Origin of the sequence: Puia sp. (assembly GCF_036500295.1) — a bacterium.
Classification (GTDB): domain Bacteria; phylum Bacteroidota; class Bacteroidia; order Chitinophagales; family Chitinophagaceae; genus Puia.
The window spans coordinates 64,821-83,973 of record NZ_DASYCH010000082.1 but is presented as its reverse complement, the minus strand read 5'-3'; the positions used below and the strand labels follow the sequence as shown (position 1 = coordinate 83,973).

Genomic DNA, 19,153 nt, shown 5'->3' with positions numbered 1-19,153 from the left:
AATTTGTGCGAAGGTAAAAAAAAAGAGGTGGTTTGCACCACCTCCGTTTTATTTTATCCGAGTTGAACTCTTTTGAACTGAGTAACTTTTGCTCCGGCGTCCACGCCCTTGAGGTAGTCCCCTACTGTCTTTGAGGCATCCTTTACGAAAGCCTGGGCAGTGAGGGTATTTTCCTTAAAGAAGGCGTTCAGCTTTCCAACGGCGATCTTGTCGATCATCTCATCGGGTTTCCCGGCCATCTTGGGATCGTTTTTGATCTGTTCGGTAACGATCGCCTTTTCACGGGCGACGACGTCAGCGGGAACGGAATCGGGGTCTACGGCCACGGGATTCATGGCTGCGATCTGCATGGCGATGTCTTTACCGGCATCGAGGACGGCGGGAGCGTTTTTGGACAGTCCGACCAGTACGCCCATGCGATAGGCGCCATGGATATAGGCGGCAACGCCATCAGCGTCGATGCGCTCGAAACGGGTGAGTTGGATCTTCTCGCCGATACGGGCCACCTGATCGTTGATCTTATCGGCAACGGTAGCGCCATCCAGCTGGGAAGCCAGCAGTTCCTCGAGGGTCTTGAGATTTCCCTTAACGGCTACTGCTACGATGCTTTGTGCAAAGCTGACGAAGTCCGCATTTTTTGCGACGAAGTCCGTTTCGCAGGCAACGGTAACGATAAAACCGGTCTTGTTATCGGCAGTGGTTGTTGCAATAATGACGCCTTCCTTTGCCTCACGGTCGCTGCGCAGGGCGGCGACTTTCTGACCTTTCTTCCGCAGATAGTCGATCGCCTTTTCAAAATCACCATCGCTTTCCACCAGGGCTTTCCGACAATCCATCATTCCGGCGCCGGTCGTCTGGCGCAGTTTGTTAATATCTGCTGCTGTAATAGTTGCAGTTGACATATAAGTGTAGTTTGAAGATTAACAATTATCGTCCACCGGGACCGCGACGGGGACCGGAATTCGGAACCCGGCGTTTCGGCGGGGTGGTGCCTCTTACCTTCTCCCCACGGCCACGGCTTGCTTCGCTCTCGGCTTCGGCCTGGAGACGGGCTGCCTTTTTCTCGTTCTCGTCGCCGCCGGATTCTTCCACATCCTCTTCTTTTGCGGCTTGTCTTTCGGCAAGGCCTTCTGCGATGGCGGCGGTGACGTAATTAACGATGATGGCGATGGATTTCGTCGCGTCGTCGTTGGACGGGATCGCGAAGTCTACCTTATTGGGGTCACAGTTTGTGTCGACCATTCCGAAGGTAGTGATACCCAGGCGCTTGGCCTCAGCCAGCGCGATGTGCTCATGGCCGATATCCACGATGAACAGGGCTGCAGGAACCCGGCCCAGCTGGGCGATACCACCCAGCACCTTTTCCTTCTTGTCGCGCTCGCGGCTGAGGGTCAGCCGTTCTTTCTTGGTGATGCTATCGAACGTCCCGTCGTTGAGCATTTTCTCGATGCTCTGCATTTGCTTTACGCTTTTGCGAACGGTGTTGAAGTTTGTGAGCATACCACCCAGCCAGCGTTCCGTAACGAAGGGCATGTTTACCTTGCGGGCGGATTCGGTAACGATCTCTTTCGCCTGCTTCTTGGTGCCGACGAACATGACCTTCTTCCCGCTCTTCGCGATCTGCTTCAGGGCCGCTGCGGCTTCCTGAAGGCTTTCGGTGGTCTTGTTGAGATCGATAATATGGATACCTTTCTTTTCAGCAAAGATGTAAGGCAGCATTTTGGGGTTCCACTTCTTACGCAGGTGACCGAAATGGACACCGGCTTCGAGGAGTTGTTGTTGTAATGAAGTGTTATTTTCCATTGTATGAGTTTATAGTAGTTGTGATAAAGATTAACGTTTGCTGAACTGGAAGCTCCTTCTTGCTTTCTTGCGACCGGGTTTCTTTCTTTCCACGGACCGGGGGTCGCGACGGAGAAGACCTGCGGCTTTCAGCGCGGGGCGGAATTCGGCGTTCACTTCGAGCAGACAGCGGGCGATGCCCAGCTTGGCAGCTTCGGCCTGACCCTTCATGCCACCACCGGCGGCGTTGATCTTTATATCATATTTATCCAGACCTTCTACCGTTTTCAGTGGCAGTTCGACCTGGTTCTGCAGATATACTAACGAGAAATACTGTTTGTAATCCTTATCGTTGATCGTGATCTTGCCTTCGCCCCTGGTAAGAAACACCCGGGTTACAGCCTCTTTACGGCGACCAACTGCGTTTTTTTGCTTTTCCATTTATCTGAAAAATTAGAAGGTTAAAGTTTTAGGTTGCTGCGCAGTATGCGGATGCTGGACACCGGCGTACACAAACAGTTTTTTATACATCTTACGGCCCAGGCGATTCTTCGGAAGCATGCCTTTTACGGCTCTTTCGATAACGGCGTCGGGACGGCGCTTGAGAAGGTCTTTTGCAATCTCCTCTTTCTTTCCGCCGGGGTAACCCGAAAAGTTGATGTAGGTCTTGTCTTCCAGCTTGTTACCGGTGAAGACAACCTTGTCGGCATTGATGACGACGATAAAGTCGCCGCAGTCGACGTGAGGAGTGTAGTAGGCTTTGTTCTTGCCGCGAAGAATGGCAGCGATCTTTGAACACATGCGGCCCACGGTTTGATTAGTACCGTCCACAACATACCAGTCGCGTTTAACGGTAGCCTCGTTCGCATGCTTGGTGGTGAAATGCAATTTGCTCATTTTCTTTGTTTTTACATGAAGCCGTTGCTATCCCAACGGCATAAATTTGAAAGGAGTGCAAAGGTACTTGGAAATAGGGTGATGTTCCAAGAAAAAAGAGGTCTATTTTGAAAGGGGGTTTCGCAATTGATTGATTTACAATAAAATTTTTGACTGCAAATTTATCTCGTTGCAGGCCCTGTTTCAGAAAGTTGGCATTTTGCCAACTTTCTTGACCTGGCCAATGAATATGGCGATAAGGGGACGGTAAGTAAAGTGCTCAATTACAAACAGGCCCTTTCGCTAACGATGATCCGCAAGTTCAGTAAGCTCCTGCGCATCCCCATAGAAGCGCTGACAAAGGAATATACAATTCAATAAGTTTTATCTTCACAAAAAAAAGACCATGTCCACTCCCATTCTCGCGCTCGGCCGAAGCAGTTTTGGCAATGCGGCCAATAAAGACAATTTGTTACCCCTTGAAGAGGCCCATGTCCTGCTGAACGACTGGGTGCCCAACGAACGGCTGCGGATGCATATGAAGCAGGTGGGCGCCGTCATGAAGGCCTGGGCGGTGGAGCGGGAAGGCGCCGACGAGCGGACCGCCGGGAAGTGGGAGCTCGCGGGACTGCTGCATGACGCCGATTGGGAGAAGCACCCGGATGCGCATTGCCGCATCATCATCGAGAAACTGGAAGAGCTGAATGTCGATCCGGAGGTGATCCATGCCATCGCATCCCATGGACCCAAACATTTTGGGGTCGAGCCCGAGACAAAAATGGACAAGATGATCTATGTGTTCGATGAGCTCTCGGGATTTATCCATGCCGCCGCCCTTATCCGGCCGACAAGATATGAAGGGATGGATGTAAAAGGCATCCTGAAGAAATTGAAGACCCCGTCCTTTGCCGCGCAGGTGAGCCGGGATGATATCAACGATGCGATCAGCCGTGTCGATATCCCGCTGGAAGAGATCATCCAATTCATCATCGATCATCAAAAGGACGTGCAATAGTCCCCTAGCGGACTCTTACATAGCTGAAGTCGTATCCATCTAAATAACCAAACCCATATCGGAGCGTGTCGCTGTGAATCACGGTATAGGTTATAGGCATCGAACCGCCGTCCAGGAAGAGGGTCCAGGACCTGCCGCCCGGTACACTGCCCGAAACGGAGTCCACCTTAAAGGTACCCTTCGCCTTCGAAACGCCGTTTTCCTGCTGTTCATAGGTGCCGTCCGCGCGGAAGGACAGCAGCACGATGGAATCTGCCGGCACATCAACATAGATGCCCGCAAATCCACCGCCGTAGTGATAAAGGCGCCAATCCCCGGTCAGTCCGGGCCGAGCATCGGAAGAATGGCTGGATTTCGAGCAGCTTATGAGCAGGATCGTCGCGGTAATAGCGCATAGACAGGCAAATCGCATGGATAGGGTTTTGCCATTTGACAATATCCGGGAGGCAAACGTTGCAGGACGGGGCGGCGATCCTAAAAATCGATGCCAAACCACTTCTTCCGCTCTTTTTTCTGGTACTTATCGTAGTTGAATTTATACAACTTCCCCGGACGGTGAGGGACATCCGATTCGAGCTCACCGGTATCCTCGAGCAGTCCCATAGAAAAGAATTTCTTCCGAAAGTTGCGGCGGTCGAGCTTGACATCGAGTATGGCCTCGTAGAGGTTCTGCAATTCCCGCAGGGAGAACTTTTTGGGCAACAGGCTAAAACCCAGGGGGTGTTCCTGGATCCTTTTCTGCAGCCACTCGTAGCAGGCGTCGAGCAGTTTCCGGTGATCGAAGGCCATGTCGGAGAGGGTGGTCACCCGATGCCAGTGTAATTCATTGTCGAGGATCTTCAGCTGATGGTGTTCGATATTGATCAGGGAACAATAAGCAATAGTAACTACCCGTGCGGCAGGATGCCGGCTCACTTCCCCGAAGGCCTTCACCTGTTCGAGATAAACATCATCCATGCCTGTCCGCTCCCGGAGAATGCGATAGGCCGCTTCATTGAGGTCTTCATGATTATTGACAAGGTCGCCGAGCAGGGACCATTTGTTCTCGTATCGCTCAAAGTCGGATTTGATCAGTAATACTTTCAGCTCATTGTCATCAAAGCCAAAGATGACGCAGTCTACAGAGATGCCGATGATCCCATCGTTTTCCAACTGCTTCAGGATCGTTTTGATGTTCTTTTGACCGCCGGCGCCGGCGTCCGTGGAGGGTGGACAATCGTTAGGTAATTTTTCAGGGCTCATTCAAGGACTAAGGTAGCGAATTATGTGTGCGAATGCGCTTAACTTTATGCCATAAAATTGAGCTATGTATTCCGCCGACCAAACGCAAGAGCTGCAGAAACAAACCACCTCGCTTTTATCCGTCGTCAGGGACCACCCCCCAAAAAAAGGGCAGTTGGATGAACTGCGCGAGATATTGCGTTTCCACGAGTATCGTTATGCCATTCTCAACGACCCCCTGATCTCCGACTTCGAGTATGACATCCTGTACAAGGCGCTTGAGAAGATGGAGGCGGACCATCCCGAATGGGTTACCCCGGACTCCCCTACCCAGCGGGTCGCCAGCGGGCTTACCAAGGATTTCCCGAATACCCCCCACCTGGTACCTATGCTTTCACTGGAGAACTCCTATAACGAAGACGATCTTCTGGACTGGGACCGGAAGGCGCGGGAGCTGAGCGGGCTGGATCAACTCGAATACTGTGTCGAACCAAAATTTGATGGGGCCAGTATTTCGCTCATCTACGAGAACGACCAGCTACTGCGGGGGGTTACCCGGGGGGACGGTGTCTCGGGGGACGAGATCACGACCAATATCAAACAGATCCGGTCGGTCCCGCTTTCGGCGGCCTTTTCCCGCTATGGCATTCAGCTGATCGAGATTCGCGGGGAGGTCCTGTTGAATAAGAGCAATTTCAATAAATACAACGAGCAGCTGGCCGAACAGGGCATTCCACCGCTGGCCAATCCCCGGAACGCCGCGGCGGGCTCCCTGCGAATCAAAGATCCAAAGGAGGTAAGCCGCCGGAACCTGGAGGCCTTTCTTTACCATGTCAGCTATTTTACGACTATTGACGGCTGGCAGATCAGGGACGGGCATGTCGCCGCGCCGGACGAAGACCCCATGGCCGGTGAGCCGGTGGCCAGCGCCCGGGATATCCCCGTTCATCCGGCCCTCAAGACCCACAGCGGCAGCCTGAAGATGCTTTGGGACCTTGGCTTCCGCAGCCCCCAGAAAGAAAAACGCATCGTAAAAGGGATCCAGGCCGTGATCGACTATTGCCGGGAATTCGAGCAGGGCCGGGACGATCTTCCCTACGAAATTGACGGAATGGTGATCAAGGTGAACTCCATCGTGTTGCAGGACCGGATGGGAATGACCACCCACCATCCCCGGTGGGCGATCGCCTTTAAGTTCAAGGCCCGGCAGGCCACCAGCACGCTTAGAAAGGTAGAGTTCCAGGTGGGCCGAACCGGAAGCGTCACTCCCGTGGCCAAGATCGATCCGGTTCCGCTCAGTGGAGTTACCGTTAGCTCCATCTCCCTTTTCAATGAAGATGTCGTCAGGGAAAAAGACCTGAAAATCGGCGATCAGGTCCTTGTCGAACGCAAGGGAGACGTGATCCCTTATATCGTCAAGCCGCTGATCGATGTCCGCACGGGTAAGGAGACGGATATCGTATTCCCAACCTCCTGTCCGGTATGCAGTCACGCTCTGGAGAAACCGGAAGGGGAAGCGGTATGGCGCTGTGTAAATATCAACTGCCCTGCCCAGGTGGTCGAACGGATCATCCACTTTGCCAGCAAGGACGCTATGGATATTCGAAGCTTTGGGGACGCCAATGTCCAAAAATTCTATGATGAGGGTTTTCTGAAGGATATCCCTGGTATTTACCGACTACCCTATGACAAGATCCGGGAATTAGGGGGATTTGGGGAGAAAAGCATCAGCAATCTGCAAGCGGCTATCGATACCTCCCGGCAGCAGCCCTTGCACCGGCTGATTTTCGGATTGGGTATCCGTTATGTCGGGGAGACGACCGCAAAAACGCTGGCTTCAGCCGTCAGCCATTTGTCGGACTTTTCCGGCTTCTCTTTGGAAGACCTTCAAAATCTGGAAGATGTGGGTCCCAAAGTAGCAACCAGCGTTTACCATTTCTTTCACAATTCCGATAACCTGCATTTGTTAAAGGACCTGGAGGCCCTTGGGCTGAACTTGCAAAGCCAGAAATCCAAGGGCGGCGGGGGCAACCTGGATGGGCAAACGTTCTTGTTCACCGGCACCCTTAACCGGTTGAAACGCTCGGATGCGGAAGCCAGCGTTGAGACCGGCGGCGGGAAGATACTGAGCGGTGTCAGCAGTAAACTGAATTACCTGGTTGTGGGTGACGATGCGGGCAGCAAACTGGAAAAAGCGAAAAAAATACCTTCCATTCAAATACTCACAGAGGACGAGTTCATAAAAATGATCTCCGCCACCTAACGGACCCACGATCGACCAAAAACATATAATAATATTTTCTTACGTTACTGGTAATTCGAAATTCTTTTTCGTAACTTTAAGAAAATTGACAGGCATGATTAGAAAATTCACCGGCGAAGTGTGGAAACCCTTGCAGTTTCCCGGCTGGAAACAACTCCGAAAAAAATACGCACTATCTTCCCTGGGTCGCGTTGCCAGCTACTCGGAAGATGTCGTAGCCGACGGCAAATTGCTGAACGGCAGCCTTACGACCGGTTACAAGACCCTGAATTTGCACCGGCCAGGCAACAATGGCACGCTGTATATCCATCGGGAGATCGCGCGCCTTTTTCTATCGAAGGCAGGTCTGAAAAACAAGTATGTGATCCATGTGAATCACAACAAACTGGACAATGCCTCGAAGAACCTGAAATGGGCGACCCTCGAAGAGATGATCGACCATCAGCAAAAGAGCCCTGCCAAGATCGCCTACAAGAAAGTGCAGGCCAATCGTACCGTTGGGCTCAAGCTTACGGCATCCCAGGTAAAGACCATCAAAAAGACCTTATCCAGCAAAAACCGACAGCTTACCATCAAGAAACTGGCCGAAAAGTACAGGGTTAGCGAGATGACCATGTATCGGATCAAGAGTGGCGAAAACTGGGGCAGGATCAAATAGAACAACCGACGAGAATTCAAACTATGCTTCAAGCTTCGACGCTGAAATTCCTAAAGGACCTAAAGAAGAACAACAACAAACCCTGGTTCGAAAAAAACAGATCCGTCTACCTGGATGCAAAAGAAGATTGGGACCATTTTGTAGAACAGGTGATCGAAGGATTTGGAAAGACCGACTCCACCATTGCGACCTTACATCCGAAGGATTGTACCTACCGCATCTACAGGGACGTCCGCTTTTCTCAGGACAAAACACCCTACAAAACTCACATGGGAGCTTACCTCAATAAAGGCGGCAAAAAAGTGCCGACGGCCGGTTATTATCTTCATGTTGAACCAGGAAGAAATATGGCTGGCGGTGGTTTGTGGATGCCCCAGGCTCCGGAGCTGAACAAGGTCCGGCAGGAGATAGACTATAACCTATCCGAATGGACCAGGATGCTTGGCGACCGGGGTTTCAAAAAGAATTTTGCCGAAGGGCTCGGGAAAGAAGACATGCTTTCCAGGCCTCCGAAAGGGTATGACGACGAAAACCCCGCCATCGAATACCTCAAATTGAAAAGTTTCATTGTTACGCGGACCTTCACGGACGCAGAAGTCCAGTCAAAAACCTTCCTGAAAGAAATACTTAAGACGTTTACGTCGATGACTTCGTTTATTCAGTTTTTGAACCGAAGTCTCGAATAGATCCTATACATCAAAAGGCCCCGAACGGGGCCTTTTAGTTTATATCATCTTCTTGCCTGCGAGATATTCCGCTATCTGCACTGCATTGGTGGCAGCGCCTTTCCGGAGGTTGTCGCTTACCACCCACATGTTGAGCGTTCGGGGCTGGGTCTCGTCCCTTCTCAATCTTCCGACAAAGACCTCGTCCCGTTCGTGCGCATCCTTGGGCATGGGATATTGCTGGCTTCCGGGATCGTCGACGACGACCACTCCCGGCGCCTTGCTCAGCAGGGCGCGGACCTCTGCCAGGTCAAACTCATTTTCGAATTCCACATTCACCGCTTCACTATGTCCGCCCATCACGGGGATCCGAACGGTGGTGGCCGTCACGCGGATGTTGTCGTCGCGCATGATCTTTCTGGTCTCGTTGACCATCTTCATTTCTTCCTTTGTATACCCGTTGTCGAGAAACACGTCTATCTGCGGGATGGCATTCAGGTCGATGGGGTATTTATACGCCATCTCACCGCTTATCCCTTTGCGTTCGTTCATCAGCTGTGTAACGGCCTTTACACCCGTCCCGGTCACGCTCTGGTAGGTAGAGACGACGATGCGTTTTACCTTATACTTCAGGTGGAGGGGATTCAGCGCAACCACCATCTGGATGGTAGAGCAGTTGGGGTTGGCAATGATCTTGTCTTCCGCGGTAAGCGCGTCGGCATTCAGCTCGGGGACGACCAGCTTCTTTGTCGGGTCCATCCGCCAGGCGCTTGAGTTGTCAACGACCGTGATACCCGCAGCCGCGAATTTCGGCGCCCATTCGAGTGAGGTGCCGCCGCCGGCGGAAAAGAGGGCCAGGGCCGGCTTCGCTGCAATCGCATCACTGGCGCTAACGACCGTATATTTCTTTCCTTTGAATTCAACCTGCTTCCCGACCGATCTTTCGGAGGCTACGGGTAGTAATTCGGTGACGGGAAAATTCCTTTCTGCCAGGACTTGTAACATTTTGGTGCCCACCAGCCCGGTGGCGCCGACGACTGCAACTTTCATTTTTTGCTTTGTTTTTTTGTTTTATGACGCGCGATGAAACAAAAAAGCCTCCCCGGTTGCGGGAAGGCTCTTGATTATCTTGGCATACAAAAAGATCAGATCCTAGCCCGCTGTGGGACGCCCTTCTTAATCTGCTTTGTATGTTTAATTGTCTGCATTGCGGGGCAAATATAGAGCTCAATACCTAATAAAACAAATTAAAGTGGACCACAGGTCCACTGGCCGAAGGCGCAAACCTAAACCAACTGAATATCGAAATTCACCAGGTCTACAAACTGCCGGATGCGGGCATCGATCTCGGGGCGGGACAACTCCTTCAGCCGGGTGGGACCGAATTTCTCCACGCAGAAAGAGGCCATGGCCGAGCCGACGATAACCGCCGTCTTCATATTCTCGAAGGAGATATCGCGGGTGCTGGCCAGCCAGCCGATGAATCCACCGGCAAACGTGTCACCGGCGCCGGTCGGATCGAAGACCTCTTCCAACGGCAGCGCGGGGGCTACAAAGACCTTGTCTTCATGGAATAGCAGGGCGCCATGCTCGCCTTTCTTTATGATCAGGAATTTAGGGCCCATCTTCATGATGACCCGGGCCGCCTTTACAAGGGAGGTCTCGCCGCTGAGCTGCCGTGCTTCGCTATCATTCACCGTCAGTACATCGACCATGGTCAGCAGTTGCTTGAGATCGTCGAGCGCACTGTCCATCCAGAAGTTCATCGTATCCATCGCGATCAGCTTGGGCCGTTTTTTCATTTGCTTCACGACGCTGATCTGGAGGCTGGGGGTGATATTGCCGAGCATGAGGAATTCGCTGCCCTGGTAGCTTTCCGGGACCACGGGATTGAAATCCAAAAAGGCATTCAGGTCGGTGACGAGGGTATCCCGGGTATTCATGTCCAGATGATATCTGCCGCGCCAGAAAAAGGATTTCTTATCCTTCTTCATCTCGACTCCTTCCAGGTTCACCCCACGTTTCTTCAGCTGGTCCAGTTCCTCCTGGGCGAAGTCATAGCCTACGATGGACACCTGGTTAATCGGCTTTACAAAATTGCTGGCGGCATATGCGACATACGTGGCGGCTCCGCCTACGATCCAATCTGTCTTTTCGAAAGGGGTTTCAATGGCGTCATAAGCCATGGAACCTACTACAATTAATGACATTTACTCTAATTTGGGCTGCAAAATATGTAATAATGCACTAACACTCGTTAGTAATTTTTATATTTGCCGGAGCTATGGCTAAAATTCAAAGCAAAAGGAACAGCACCAAAAAGGAAGTGATCATCGAGAAAGCTTCGCGGCTGTTCAGAGAAAAGGGGTTTGGCGCCGCATCCATGCGGGATCTGGCCGAACATGTGGGGGTGGAAGCCGCCTCATTGTATAATCATATCCAATCGAAATCGGAGATCCTGCAGACCATTTGTTTTAAGGTGGCCAACGAATTCATGACCAATCTCGAACAGGTGGAGACCAGTCCTCAGCCTACGCTCAAAAAGATGGAAGCGATCATCCGGCTGCATATCCGGATGATGCTGGACCAGTATGAATATGTCTATATCGCCGACCATGAATGGCGGCATCTGCCGGAACCCTATCTCTCCAACTTCCTCAACCAGCGGCGCAACTATCGCAAGCGCCTGAGCGATATCATCGAAGGAGGTATCGTCAAAGGGGAGGTAAAAGCGATAGACCCTTATACGGCCGTGCTGGTGATCCTCTCGGCCATCAGCGGCATCGACAGCTGGCAGCGGAGCCGCAAGACCACCAACGCCGAAACGCTTGAATCCAATATGGTGAAATATCTTATAGAAGGACTGAAGAAATGAGCCATTTTCACAATCTCAGCATAGAAGACATCCGCCGCGAAACGGCCGACTGTGTCTCCATCGCCCTTGCCATCCCGCCGCAGTTGAAGGAAGCATTCCGCTATCGCCAGGGTCAGAACATCACTATCCGGACCCGCATCGGGGGCGAAGAAGTGCGGCGCAGCTATTCCATCTGCAGCAGTCCGCTGGACAACGAATTGCGCATCGCCGTCAAGCACGTTCCGGGCGGGCTTTTCTCCACCTTTGCCAACGAGCAGCTACAGGCAGGTCAGCAACTGGAAGTACTGCCGCCCAGCGGGAAGTTCTACACGGAACTGAAGGCAGAGAACCGCAAGAACTACCTGGCTTTTGCAGCGGGCAGTGGGATCACCCCGGTGATCTCGCTGATAAAGACAACGCTGGCCGTCGAACCCGAAAGCCATTTTACGCTGGTATACGGCAACCGGCACCGGCCTTCGATCATTTTCCGGGAACAGCTGGAGGCACTGAAGAATTTGTATATGCACCGGCTGGCGCTGCACCATATCCTTAGCCGTGAGCAGATGGATAATCCCCTCAACCAGGGCCGCATCGATGCGTCGAAATGCGGGGAACTCTGCCCAGGGCTTATCGACCTCCCTTCTATGGATGAGGTCTTTCTCTGTGGTCCGCAGGAGATGATCTTTGCCGTTAGCGAATGGTTACAACAGCAGGGTGTGGAGAAGAAAAGCATCCATTTCGAGCTTTTCCACACGCTTGAGAACGGCCCCGGCGCGATAGCACAGGCCGGTCGGGACACCCCGATCAAGACGGATGACGCGATGCTGAAAGACAAGGTCAGCGAGGTAACCGTTCGGCTGGACGGCATCAGCCATGTCTTCAACCTGGCATTCGACGGCGATTCCGTTCTGAACGCCGCGCTGATGGAAGGGGTCGATCTGCCCTTTGCCTGTAAGGGTGGCGTCTGCTGTACCTGCCGCGCCAAATTGCTGGAAGGAAAAGTAGAGATGGATATCAACTATGCCCTGGAGGCCGACGAGCTGGCCGCGGGCTTTGTACTTACCTGCCAGTCGCATCCCCGGACGGAGAAGGTCGTTATTGACTTTGACTCCAAATAAACGGAGCAGAGGCGAAGAAATAGATCAGATTCGAAAGCAGCAGTCCCACCAGGAATCGGATGATGATCAGCAGGATCGCGCTGACGATCGTATAAGCGATACGCTGGTCTTCGGGTGTCGCCTTCACCGCGGGAACTCCCAGATAAAAAAGAAACACGCTGTAAAGTCCCAGGACCACCCCCTGCTGAAAGCCGGGCAACGCATAGAAAATACCGGCTACCCAGGCGGGTGTATAGGAATAGGCCACCAGCTGCGCCGACTTGCCGGGATCCCTCGTCGCGCCAAAGGCGGGCGCAAGCCTGTCGACCAGCAAGGTTCCGAGAAGATAGACTGCCAAAGAGGTGATAAAGTTGTTCAGCGCCATGGTGATACCCCAGTAGGGGCCGCTCATGCGGAAGAGAATGCCGTTGGCGCCGACGAGTCCATAGCCGATATAGCTCGCGACCGCGGGGATCAGCGCCATCGGGATCACGAAACGGCCCAGCAACGAACGGATCGTCCTTCTCTCTTTCGCAATCGCCCGCCATTCGGGAACCGGCGAAAAGATCATGTTCATGGCCCTGACAAGAAAGGACATATCGGTTGGAATTAATCTCTCCTGTATACTAATATACTACAAAAAAAAAGCCCCGGCATACAGCCGGGGCCGGGAAACACTATAAAAAAACTTAGTACCCGGGATTCTGGCTCAGATTGACGTCCAGATCCCGTTCGGACTGCGGTACAGGCCATACCAGCTTGTTGGTGGTCAGTCCATAGTTCAGCGGGCTGCCGCTGGGATCGACCTGGCTGTTCATCACGCTGATGGTATAGTTTGCACCCGCACGGAGCAGATCGAGCCAGCGGTGACCTTCCAGCGCCAGTTCCAGCCGCCTTTCCTTCAGGATGGCGGCAGCCACATCGGTCTGGGTGACGGCGGTGGTATTCGGCAGATGGACACGGGTCCTGATCTGGTTGATCAACGGGATCGCCTGCGCCGGCTGACCCGTCTGATTCAGCGCCTCGGCCTTTAGCAGGATGATGTCCGCCAGGCGGATGAGGATCTGGTTGTCGGGGCTATTGTAGCCCGCGGCCTGTTTCCATTTGTAAGCGAAGGGCACCGGGAATTTTGTATAGGGCGGCGGGATTGCGCCACTCGTGTCCGCGGCCACGCTGAAATATACCGATGCATCGAGGCGGACCGTATCGTTTTCGGACCGGAAGGCCTGGATCAGATCGTTTGTAGGTAAATTGAATTTTGCCCAGGTATCCCCCGTCAGCGAAAAAGGCAGCAGCAATTCGGGACCATAGTTGGTGGTACCACTGGCCGATCCGTGCTGGATCTCGAAGAGGGACTCCACTGTATTCTTATGGTTGCCGTCGAAGAGATCGGCGTAATTCGGCAGCAGCGAATAATAGTTGTTCGCGAGCACCTTGTTACACCAGATAAGACAGGAGTCGTATTTCCCCTGCTGTGCATAGACCTTGGCGAGCAGCGCGTCGGCCGACCCCTGCGTGGCCCTGCCGGAATTGGGATTGCTGCCGGATGCGGGCAGCAGTGAGCTATCCGCGGAGATCAGGTCATTTTCTATCTGTATATACACCGTGGCGGCAGCCGTCCGGGGAGGATACACATTCCCGTTATTCGTGATCACCAGCGGCACATCGCCATAGGTGGTCACGAGATTGAAATAGTGGAGGGCCCGCAGGAATTTTGCTTCCGCCAGGATCTGTTGCTTCCGGGTATTGCCGTTCCAGGTCACATCGTTGATGGCGGGCACATTGTCAAGCACTGCATTGGCATTGGCTACCCCATAATAAAGACCCTGCCAGTCGCGGGTGACATTCCCGTTCAGGGCGTTGAGGGTAAAATTATCGATCGCGAAATTGTCGGGATTGTTTCCGCCGGCATAACAGTTGTCCGCCTGGGCATCCCCATTGGTCTGGTAGTCCCAGATATAGTATTGCTGGTAGAGACTGTTATAAGCGCCGGTGAGTCCGGATTCCGCATCTTTTGCCGTCTGATAGAAATTGGTCGTGGTCAGGCTGGAGATGGGGTTTTTATCGATAGTCTTGTTACACGCGGGGAGGATCGCCGTCCCGGCCGCAACAAGCAAAAAAGCCAGAGAACTATATTTCTTTTGCATGATTTGTCCTTTTTAAATTAGAGTTCCAGATTTACGCCGACGGTATAGATCCTTGATTGCGGATAGGTGCCGTAATCGATTCCCAGGGCTGTGGAGCTGGTACCCTGTTGGTTCACTTCGGGATTATAGCCTTTATAGCCGGTGATCGTGAAAAGATTCTGACCCGTAACATAGAACCGCATTCCATAGATGCCGATATGCTTCAGTCTGTCCGTACTCAGGTGGTAGCTGAGGGTTGCGGCTTTCAGCCGGAAAAAGGCGCCGTTCTGGATAAACCGGGAAGAGATACGGGAGTTCTGTGCGGAGTCGCTGAACCGGGCGATAGGGACATCGGTGACATCGCCGGGTTTCTCCCAGCGGTGCAATACTTCGGCCGTTGCGTTGTTGGCGCTGGACATCCCCTGCGTCTCGATGGCGGAGGCATTGAAGATCTTATTTCCCCCTACCCCGTCGAAAAGCAGGTCGAGGCCAAAGTTCTTGTAGGTAAAGCTGTTGACAAAGCTATAGATAAAGGTGGGCAGGCCGCTGCCGAGATAGGTACGGTCATGGTCGGCATCGACGGAGCCATCGTGGTTGAGATCGGCAAATCGCTCGTTGCCGGTGGCCGGATCTACCCCCAGCGCCTTATATCCATAGAAAGCGCCCAGCGGCAGACCGTTCTTGACGACGGAAACATATTGGTTGGTGCCGCCGCCGCCGTATTCGATGCCGCCATAATAGAAGGTGGAGGCGGAATCAAGCCCGGAGATGCGGTTGTTGTTAAAGGAGGTATTGATCGTGGCCGTCCAGTTGAAGTCTTTCGTCTTGATGACGGAGCCCGTCAACGCGATCTCGAAGCCCCTGTTCCGGTCATAGCCCGGGAGGTTGACCAGCTGCTGGCCGTCGTTATTCCCGCTGGTGGCCGGTAGGGTCTGGAGGAAGATCAGGTGTTTTGTCTTCTTATTGTAGTAGTCCCCGGAAAGCGTAACCCGGCCTTTCAGCACGGTTACGTCAAACCCGAGATTCAGCTGCTGGCCAGCCTCCCATTTCAGATTGGGGTTGCCGATCGGATTGGCAAGGACCACACCCGGCGAGACGTTGGTCCCGAAGATATAGGGTGCGCCGGGGTTGAGGGAACTGAAAGACGGATAGACCGTGACATTGGACGGGGGCAGGTTGCCCGTCTCTCCCCAGCCTGCGCGGACCTTCAGGTCTTCGATGAACTTGACATTATCCATGAAGTTCTCTTTCGAAACCCGCCAGCCGCCTGAAAAGGCGGGGAAATAACCATACTGATTGTTCACCCCCACGCGGGAAGAGCCGTCCGTGCGGATAGAGCCGGTGAAAAGATACTTATCCTGATATGAATAGTTCACCCGGCCGAAGTAGGACAGCACACCCCAGTCCGTCTGATAGCTGTAGACGGTCTGGTTGGAGGAAGCCGCGTTAAGGGTGGGAACAGCGCTCGTCGCGAATCCGCGTCCGGACTGGCTGTTGTTATAATATTTTTCGTTGATGGTCTCCGTACCGACAACGGCAGTGATCTTATGATCGCCGAATGACCGGTTCCAGGTGAGCGTATTGTCCAGGGTATAACGGAGCACTTCCTGGCTGGTATTGGTGGCCGACCCCTGTATCGAGATGCCATAGGCATTGTTAAAGGGATTGAGGAAGTAGTTATAGTTGTACTGCTCTAGCGAAAGCCCCACCTGCGAGCGATACTTGAGGTCGAAGGGAAGCTTGATCTCCACGTGGATATCCCCCAGGAGATTGTTCGTCGCCGTGGAATTGCTGTTGTCGTAGATATTGCCCACCGGGTTATTGGTGCCGTCAAAGTTGGCGGCATAGACCCCCTGGGCGTCCTTTACCGGGACGATCGGCGGGGTCGTCAGCGCGGCCAGGATGGTGCCGCCATGCTGAGCAGAGGCGCCGTCGGAGACGGTGGTGGTATAACTGCGATTGTAGCTGAGATGAGAGCCCACGCTAAGCCAGTCGTTCATGTTCTGATCGATCTTGAAGTTGACGGAATAGCGCTTGAAATTCGAGGTGTGGACGATCCCGTCCTGGTTGAGATAGCCCAGGCCCAGCAGCCAGGTCCCTTTTGGTGATCCGCCGGAGAAGCTGGCATTGGCGCCTGTCTGCACGGCGGTGTGATAGACCTGGTCCTGCCAGTTGTTATTGGCCGTAAAGTTGTTGGGCAGGGTCGGAAAGGTCATATGGGCGTTGGAATATTCGTCCTGCAAAAGCGATTTGTATTGAGCGCCATTGAGAACGTCCAGCTTTTTTGTGATCTGCTGGATGCCTGTATAGGCGTTGATATCCGTTCGGGTCTTGCCTTTCGAACCCTGTTTCGTCGTGATCAGGACGACCCCGTTGGTGCTGCCGGCAGCTCCATAGATACCCGCCGCGGCCGCATCTTTCAGCACGCTGATGGACTCGATGGTGTTTGGGTCGATGCTTTTTGTGTCTGCGGCCACTACCCCGTCGATGACATAAATGGGCTCGGCGCCATTGGGTGAGGCGATACCCCGGATGCGAACGCTGAAATCGGCGCCGGGCGCGCCCGAGGGTTGAAAAACCTGAACGCCGGGAGCCTTGCCGGCCAATACCTCGGACGTAGAGATCACGGGCCGGGCGCTGACATCTTTTACGCTGATGGTGGACACCGCCGAGGTGATATCCGCCTTGCGCTGGGTGCCATAACCGATGACGACCACCTGGTCAAGGGCCTTGCTGCTGGGCTGGAGCTGGGCGTTGACGACATGCTCGCCGCCGACAGGCACTTCTTTTGTGGAATAGCCGATGTAAGAGAAGACCAGGGTTGCGCTGTCCCGGGCGCTGAGGGAATATTCGCCTTTGTTGTTGGTGGATGTGCCGGTGGTCCCGCCTCTTATCTCTACGGTGACTCCCGACAGCGGCTCGTTATTCTCCCCTGTGACGACACCCGTGATCCGGGTGGGTTGTGGTTGGGGACTCGCTGATTGGGCATTTGCCTTTGTTGACGGCAGGCCGGCCAGGAAAAGCAGCAGGGACAGTTTCAGGGTTGCAATCGTTTTAAAGAGCAAGCGCGATCTACCCCTCCTTATGAGGGGTTGCAAATTTTTCATACATTTACCATTAAGGATTATCAAATGGGAAACCAGGACCGCCCTCCCAGTTGGTCGTAGGTTTCCGTTTCAATCTCAACGGGGAATGCGCAAACATTTCCCGTTTTTTATTTCGTGGACTCGATTGCCAAAACACCGTTAAAACGAAAATGGTTCAAACTTTTATCGTTAACGATGATCTGTACATTTCCACGCACCGCAAAGTTAACAACACCAAAGGCTAACACTTGTTAGCTTTTAAAAAAATGAGTAGCTTTGCCATAAACACGAACAGTATGACCTCCGCCAGTGAAAAGATATTCCAGGATAAGGTTGATCAGGACATCCGGATCGAACCAAAAGACTGGATGCCGGATGCCTATCGCAAGACTCTTATCCGGCAAATCTCGCAACATGCACACAGCGAGATCGTGGGGATGTTACCGGAGGCCAACTGGATCACCCGGGCGCCATCGCTGCGCCGCAAAGCAACACTTATCGCCAAGGTCCAGGACGAGGCGGGTCATGGACTTTATCTTTATTCCGCGGCCGAAACGCTGGGCATCACCCGCGATGAGATGATCGGCCAGCTCCACTCCGGAAAGGCAAAATATAGCTCCATCTTTAACTACCCCACGATAACCTGGGCCGATATGGGCGCCATCGGTTGGCTGGTGGATGGTGCCGCCATCATGAACCAGGTCCCGTTATGCCGGGCATCCTATGGTCCTTATGCGCGCGCGATGGTTCGTATCTGTAAGGAAGAGAGCTTTCACCAGCGGCAGGGTTTCGAGATACTGCTCGTACTGAGCCGGGGCAGTGAGGCCCAGCGGCGGATGTGTCAGGACGCGATCGATCGTTGGTGGTGGCCGTCGGTGATGATGTTCGGGCCGAATGACGATTCTTCGCCGAATACGGCGCAGAGTATGCAATGGAAGATCAAGCGGTTTACAAACGATGAGTTGCGCCAGCGCTTTATCGATGTCTGCGCCGAACAGGTGAAACTGCTGGGGATGATCCTTCCCGATCCCGACCTGCGCTGGAATGAGGAGCGGCAGCATTGTGATTTCGGGACGATCAACTGGGAGGAGTTTTGGAACGTGGTCAACGGAAATGGCCCGTGTAACCGGCAACGGTTGGCGGACAGGGTGCAGGCGCACGAAGACGGGGCGTGGGTACGGGAGGCGGCGCTTGCCTATGCCGAAAAAAAGATACAATATGGAAAAACAGCATAACTGGCCGCTGTGGGAGATCCTTATCCGCAGCAAGCAAGGGCTGGATCATAAGCATGTGGGGAGCCTTCATGCCGCGGATGCGGCCATGGCCATCGAGAATGCCCGGGATGTCTATACGCGCCGGATGGAAGGCGTCAGCATCTGGGTGGTGGAAAGCAAGCATATCCATGCCTCTAATCCCGACGAGGCCACCTCTCTTTATGATCCTGCAAATGATAAGGTCTATCGCCATCCGACCTTCTACGATCTGCCGGATGAACTAAAGCATATGTAAG

Annotated in this window: 19 protein-coding genes; 8 read left to right on the top strand and 11 right to left on the bottom strand. The window is 53.4% G+C overall.

Going from position 1 to position 19,153, the window contains the following annotated elements; all coding sequences use genetic code 11:
* Window positions 1-53 precede the first annotated feature (53 nt).
* From tsf to rplM, 4 genes are read right to left on the bottom strand one after another with little or no spacing between them, the layout of a single operon-like run.
* Window positions 54-902, bottom strand: coding sequence for a translation elongation factor Ts (tsf, locus tag VGM48_RS16145; RefSeq protein ID WP_331580937.1), 849 nt, complete (start codon window positions 900-902; stop codon window positions 54-56).
* Window positions 903-927: 25 nt separating this feature from the next.
* The gene (gene rpsB, locus VGM48_RS16140; protein WP_331580935.1) at window positions 928-1,803 is read right to left on the bottom strand and encodes a 30S ribosomal protein S2; all 876 of its coding nucleotides are present in this window, start codon (window positions 1,801-1,803) and stop codon (window positions 928-930) included.
* Window positions 1,804-1,833: 30 nt separating this feature from the next.
* Window positions 1,834-2,223, bottom strand: a complete 390-nt coding sequence (gene rpsI / locus VGM48_RS16135; protein ID WP_331580933.1) for a 30S ribosomal protein S9 — start codon at window positions 2,221-2,223, stop codon at window positions 1,834-1,836.
* A gap of 12 nt (window positions 2,224-2,235) precedes the next feature.
* Window positions 2,236-2,679, bottom strand: a complete 444-nt coding sequence (rplM, locus tag VGM48_RS16130) for a 50S ribosomal protein L13 (RefSeq protein ID WP_331580931.1) — start codon at window positions 2,677-2,679, stop codon at window positions 2,236-2,238.
* Window positions 2,680-3,064: 385 nt separating this feature from the next.
* Between rplM and VGM48_RS16125 the strand changes: the two genes are divergently transcribed.
* Window positions 3,065-3,673: an HD domain-containing protein gene (locus tag VGM48_RS16125; protein ID WP_331580929.1), complete on the top strand. Its 609-nt coding sequence runs from the start codon at window positions 3,065-3,067 to the stop codon at window positions 3,671-3,673.
* 4 nt (window positions 3,674-3,677) lie between these two features.
* On the opposite strand, the gene VGM48_RS16120 is transcribed toward VGM48_RS16125, so the two are convergent.
* Complete coding sequence (locus VGM48_RS16120; RefSeq protein WP_331580927.1) at window positions 3,678-4,085, bottom strand: hypothetical protein; 408 nt, start codon at window positions 4,083-4,085, stop codon at window positions 3,678-3,680.
* A 62-nt stretch (window positions 4,086-4,147) separates the two neighbouring features.
* Window positions 4,148-4,915 (bottom strand): NUDIX hydrolase, encoded by a 768-nt coding sequence (locus VGM48_RS16115; protein ID WP_331580925.1) that lies wholly within the window; start codon window positions 4,913-4,915, stop codon window positions 4,148-4,150.
* Between the two features lie 64 nt (window positions 4,916-4,979).
* Here VGM48_RS16115 and ligA point away from each other — a divergent pair, with 64 nt between their 5' ends.
* The 3 genes from ligA to VGM48_RS16100 all read left to right on the top strand — a co-directional run bounded on the left by ligA (window position 4,980) and on the right by VGM48_RS16100 (window position 8,501).
* Entirely contained in the window at window positions 4,980-7,157 is a 2,178-nt protein-coding gene (ligA, locus tag VGM48_RS16110; RefSeq protein WP_331580923.1) for an NAD-dependent DNA ligase LigA, read from the top strand.
* A gap of 94 nt (window positions 7,158-7,251) precedes the next feature.
* Window positions 7,252-7,815, top strand: coding sequence for an NUMOD4 domain-containing protein (locus VGM48_RS16105; protein ID WP_331580921.1), 564 nt, complete (start codon window positions 7,252-7,254; stop codon window positions 7,813-7,815).
* Window positions 7,816-7,838: 23 nt separating this feature from the next.
* Window positions 7,839-8,501 carry a DUF2461 domain-containing protein gene (locus VGM48_RS16100; RefSeq protein WP_331580919.1) on the top strand — a complete coding sequence of 221 codons (663 nt, stop codon included), beginning with the start codon at window positions 7,839-7,841 and terminating at the stop codon, window positions 8,499-8,501.
* A 39-nt stretch (window positions 8,502-8,540) separates the two neighbouring features.
* Here VGM48_RS16100 and VGM48_RS16095 read toward each other — a convergent pair whose 3' ends face one another.
* Window positions 8,541-9,530, bottom strand: a complete 990-nt coding sequence (locus VGM48_RS16095; protein WP_331580917.1) for an aspartate-semialdehyde dehydrogenase — start codon at window positions 9,528-9,530, stop codon at window positions 8,541-8,543.
* A gap of 236 nt (window positions 9,531-9,766) precedes the next feature.
* A complete protein-coding gene (locus VGM48_RS16090) occupies window positions 9,767-10,690 on the bottom strand; it encodes a PfkB family carbohydrate kinase (protein WP_331580915.1) in 924 nt (307 codons plus the stop codon).
* 74 nt (window positions 10,691-10,764) lie between these two features.
* Between VGM48_RS16090 and VGM48_RS16085 the strand changes: the two genes are divergently transcribed.
* Both VGM48_RS16085 and paaE read left to right on the top strand, forming a co-directional pair.
* Window positions 10,765-11,355 (top strand): TetR/AcrR family transcriptional regulator, encoded by a 591-nt coding sequence (locus VGM48_RS16085; RefSeq protein ID WP_331580913.1) that lies wholly within the window; start codon window positions 10,765-10,767, stop codon window positions 11,353-11,355.
* Entirely contained in the window at window positions 11,352-12,452 is a 1,101-nt protein-coding gene (paaE, locus tag VGM48_RS16080; RefSeq protein WP_331580911.1) for a 1,2-phenylacetyl-CoA epoxidase subunit PaaE, read from the top strand. The genes VGM48_RS16085 and paaE overlap by 4 nt, the downstream gene beginning before the upstream one ends.
* Here the strand turns inward: paaE and VGM48_RS16075 are convergent.
* The 3 genes from VGM48_RS16075 to VGM48_RS16065 all read right to left on the bottom strand — a co-directional run bounded on the left by VGM48_RS16075 (window position 12,430) and on the right by VGM48_RS16065 (window position 17,664).
* Window positions 12,430-13,029 carry a Yip1 family protein gene (locus tag VGM48_RS16075; RefSeq protein ID WP_331580909.1) on the bottom strand — a complete coding sequence of 200 codons (600 nt, stop codon included), beginning with the start codon at window positions 13,027-13,029 and terminating at the stop codon, window positions 12,430-12,432. The genes paaE and VGM48_RS16075 overlap by 23 nt on opposite strands.
* Window positions 13,030-13,120: 91 nt before the next feature.
* Window positions 13,121-14,578 carry a RagB/SusD family nutrient uptake outer membrane protein gene (locus tag VGM48_RS16070; protein ID WP_331580907.1) on the bottom strand — a complete coding sequence of 486 codons (1,458 nt, stop codon included), beginning with the start codon at window positions 14,576-14,578 and terminating at the stop codon, window positions 13,121-13,123.
* 17 nt (window positions 14,579-14,595) lie between these two features.
* Complete coding sequence (locus tag VGM48_RS16065) at window positions 14,596-17,664, bottom strand: TonB-dependent receptor (protein WP_331580905.1); 3,069 nt, start codon at window positions 17,662-17,664, stop codon at window positions 14,596-14,598.
* Window positions 17,665-17,909: 245 nt separating this feature from the next.
* On the opposite strand from VGM48_RS16065, the gene paaA reads away from it, so the two are divergent.
* Both paaA and paaB read left to right on the top strand, forming a co-directional pair.
* Entirely contained in the window at window positions 17,910-18,878 is a 969-nt protein-coding gene (gene paaA / locus VGM48_RS16060; protein WP_331580903.1) for a 1,2-phenylacetyl-CoA epoxidase subunit PaaA, read from the top strand.
* Complete coding sequence (gene paaB / locus VGM48_RS16055; protein WP_331580901.1) at window positions 18,862-19,152, top strand: 1,2-phenylacetyl-CoA epoxidase subunit PaaB; 291 nt, start codon at window positions 18,862-18,864, stop codon at window positions 19,150-19,152. The genes paaA and paaB overlap by 17 nt, the downstream gene beginning before the upstream one ends.
* Window position 19,153 lies beyond the last annotated feature (1 nt).

What these genes read in the sequence shown, in the direction of transcription:
- VGM48_RS16115 (WP_331580925.1), bottom strand. Translation starts at nt 4,915, where the DNA reads ATGAGCCCTGAAAAATTACCTAACGATTGTCCACCCTCCACGGACGCC.
- paaB (WP_331580901.1), top strand. Translation starts at nt 18,862, where the DNA reads ATGGAAAAACAGCATAACTGGCCGCTGTGGGAGATCCTTATCCGCAGC.
- VGM48_RS16065 (WP_331580905.1), bottom strand. Translation starts at nt 17,664, where the DNA reads ATGAAAAATTTGCAACCCCTCATAAGGAGGGGTAGATCGCGCTTGCTC.
- VGM48_RS16075 (WP_331580909.1), bottom strand. Translation starts at nt 13,029, where the DNA reads ATGTCCTTTCTTGTCAGGGCCATGAACATGATCTTTTCGCCGGTTCCC.
- rpsB (WP_331580935.1), bottom strand. Translation starts at nt 1,803, where the DNA reads ATGGAAAATAACACTTCATTACAACAACAACTCCTCGAAGCCGGTGTC.
- tsf (WP_331580937.1), bottom strand. Translation starts at nt 902, where the DNA reads ATGTCAACTGCAACTATTACAGCAGCAGATATTAACAAACTGCGCCAG.
- VGM48_RS16070 (WP_331580907.1), bottom strand. Translation starts at nt 14,578, where the DNA reads ATGCAAAAGAAATATAGTTCTCTGGCTTTTTTGCTTGTTGCGGCCGGG.
- VGM48_RS16105 (WP_331580921.1), top strand. Translation starts at nt 7,252, where the DNA reads ATGATTAGAAAATTCACCGGCGAAGTGTGGAAACCCTTGCAGTTTCCC.
- paaE (WP_331580911.1), top strand. Translation starts at nt 11,352, where the DNA reads ATGAGCCATTTTCACAATCTCAGCATAGAAGACATCCGCCGCGAAACG.
- VGM48_RS16095 (WP_331580917.1), bottom strand. Translation starts at nt 9,530, where the DNA reads ATGAAAGTTGCAGTCGTCGGCGCCACCGGGCTGGTGGGCACCAAAATG.
- VGM48_RS16125 (WP_331580929.1), top strand. Translation starts at nt 3,065, where the DNA reads ATGTCCACTCCCATTCTCGCGCTCGGCCGAAGCAGTTTTGGCAATGCG.
- VGM48_RS16090 (WP_331580915.1), bottom strand. Translation starts at nt 10,690, where the DNA reads ATGTCATTAATTGTAGTAGGTTCCATGGCTTATGACGCCATTGAAACC.
- paaA (WP_331580903.1), top strand. Translation starts at nt 17,910, where the DNA reads ATGAGTAGCTTTGCCATAAACACGAACAGTATGACCTCCGCCAGTGAA.
- VGM48_RS16085 (WP_331580913.1), top strand. Translation starts at nt 10,765, where the DNA reads ATGGCTAAAATTCAAAGCAAAAGGAACAGCACCAAAAAGGAAGTGATC.
- VGM48_RS16120 (WP_331580927.1), bottom strand. Translation starts at nt 4,085, where the DNA reads ATGCGATTTGCCTGTCTATGCGCTATTACCGCGACGATCCTGCTCATA.
- VGM48_RS16100 (WP_331580919.1), top strand. Translation starts at nt 7,839, where the DNA reads ATGCTTCAAGCTTCGACGCTGAAATTCCTAAAGGACCTAAAGAAGAAC.
- ligA (WP_331580923.1), top strand. Translation starts at nt 4,980, where the DNA reads ATGTATTCCGCCGACCAAACGCAAGAGCTGCAGAAACAAACCACCTCG.
- rplM (WP_331580931.1), bottom strand. Translation starts at nt 2,679, where the DNA reads ATGAGCAAATTGCATTTCACCACCAAGCATGCGAACGAGGCTACCGTT.
- rpsI (WP_331580933.1), bottom strand. Translation starts at nt 2,223, where the DNA reads ATGGAAAAGCAAAAAAACGCAGTTGGTCGCCGTAAAGAGGCTGTAACC.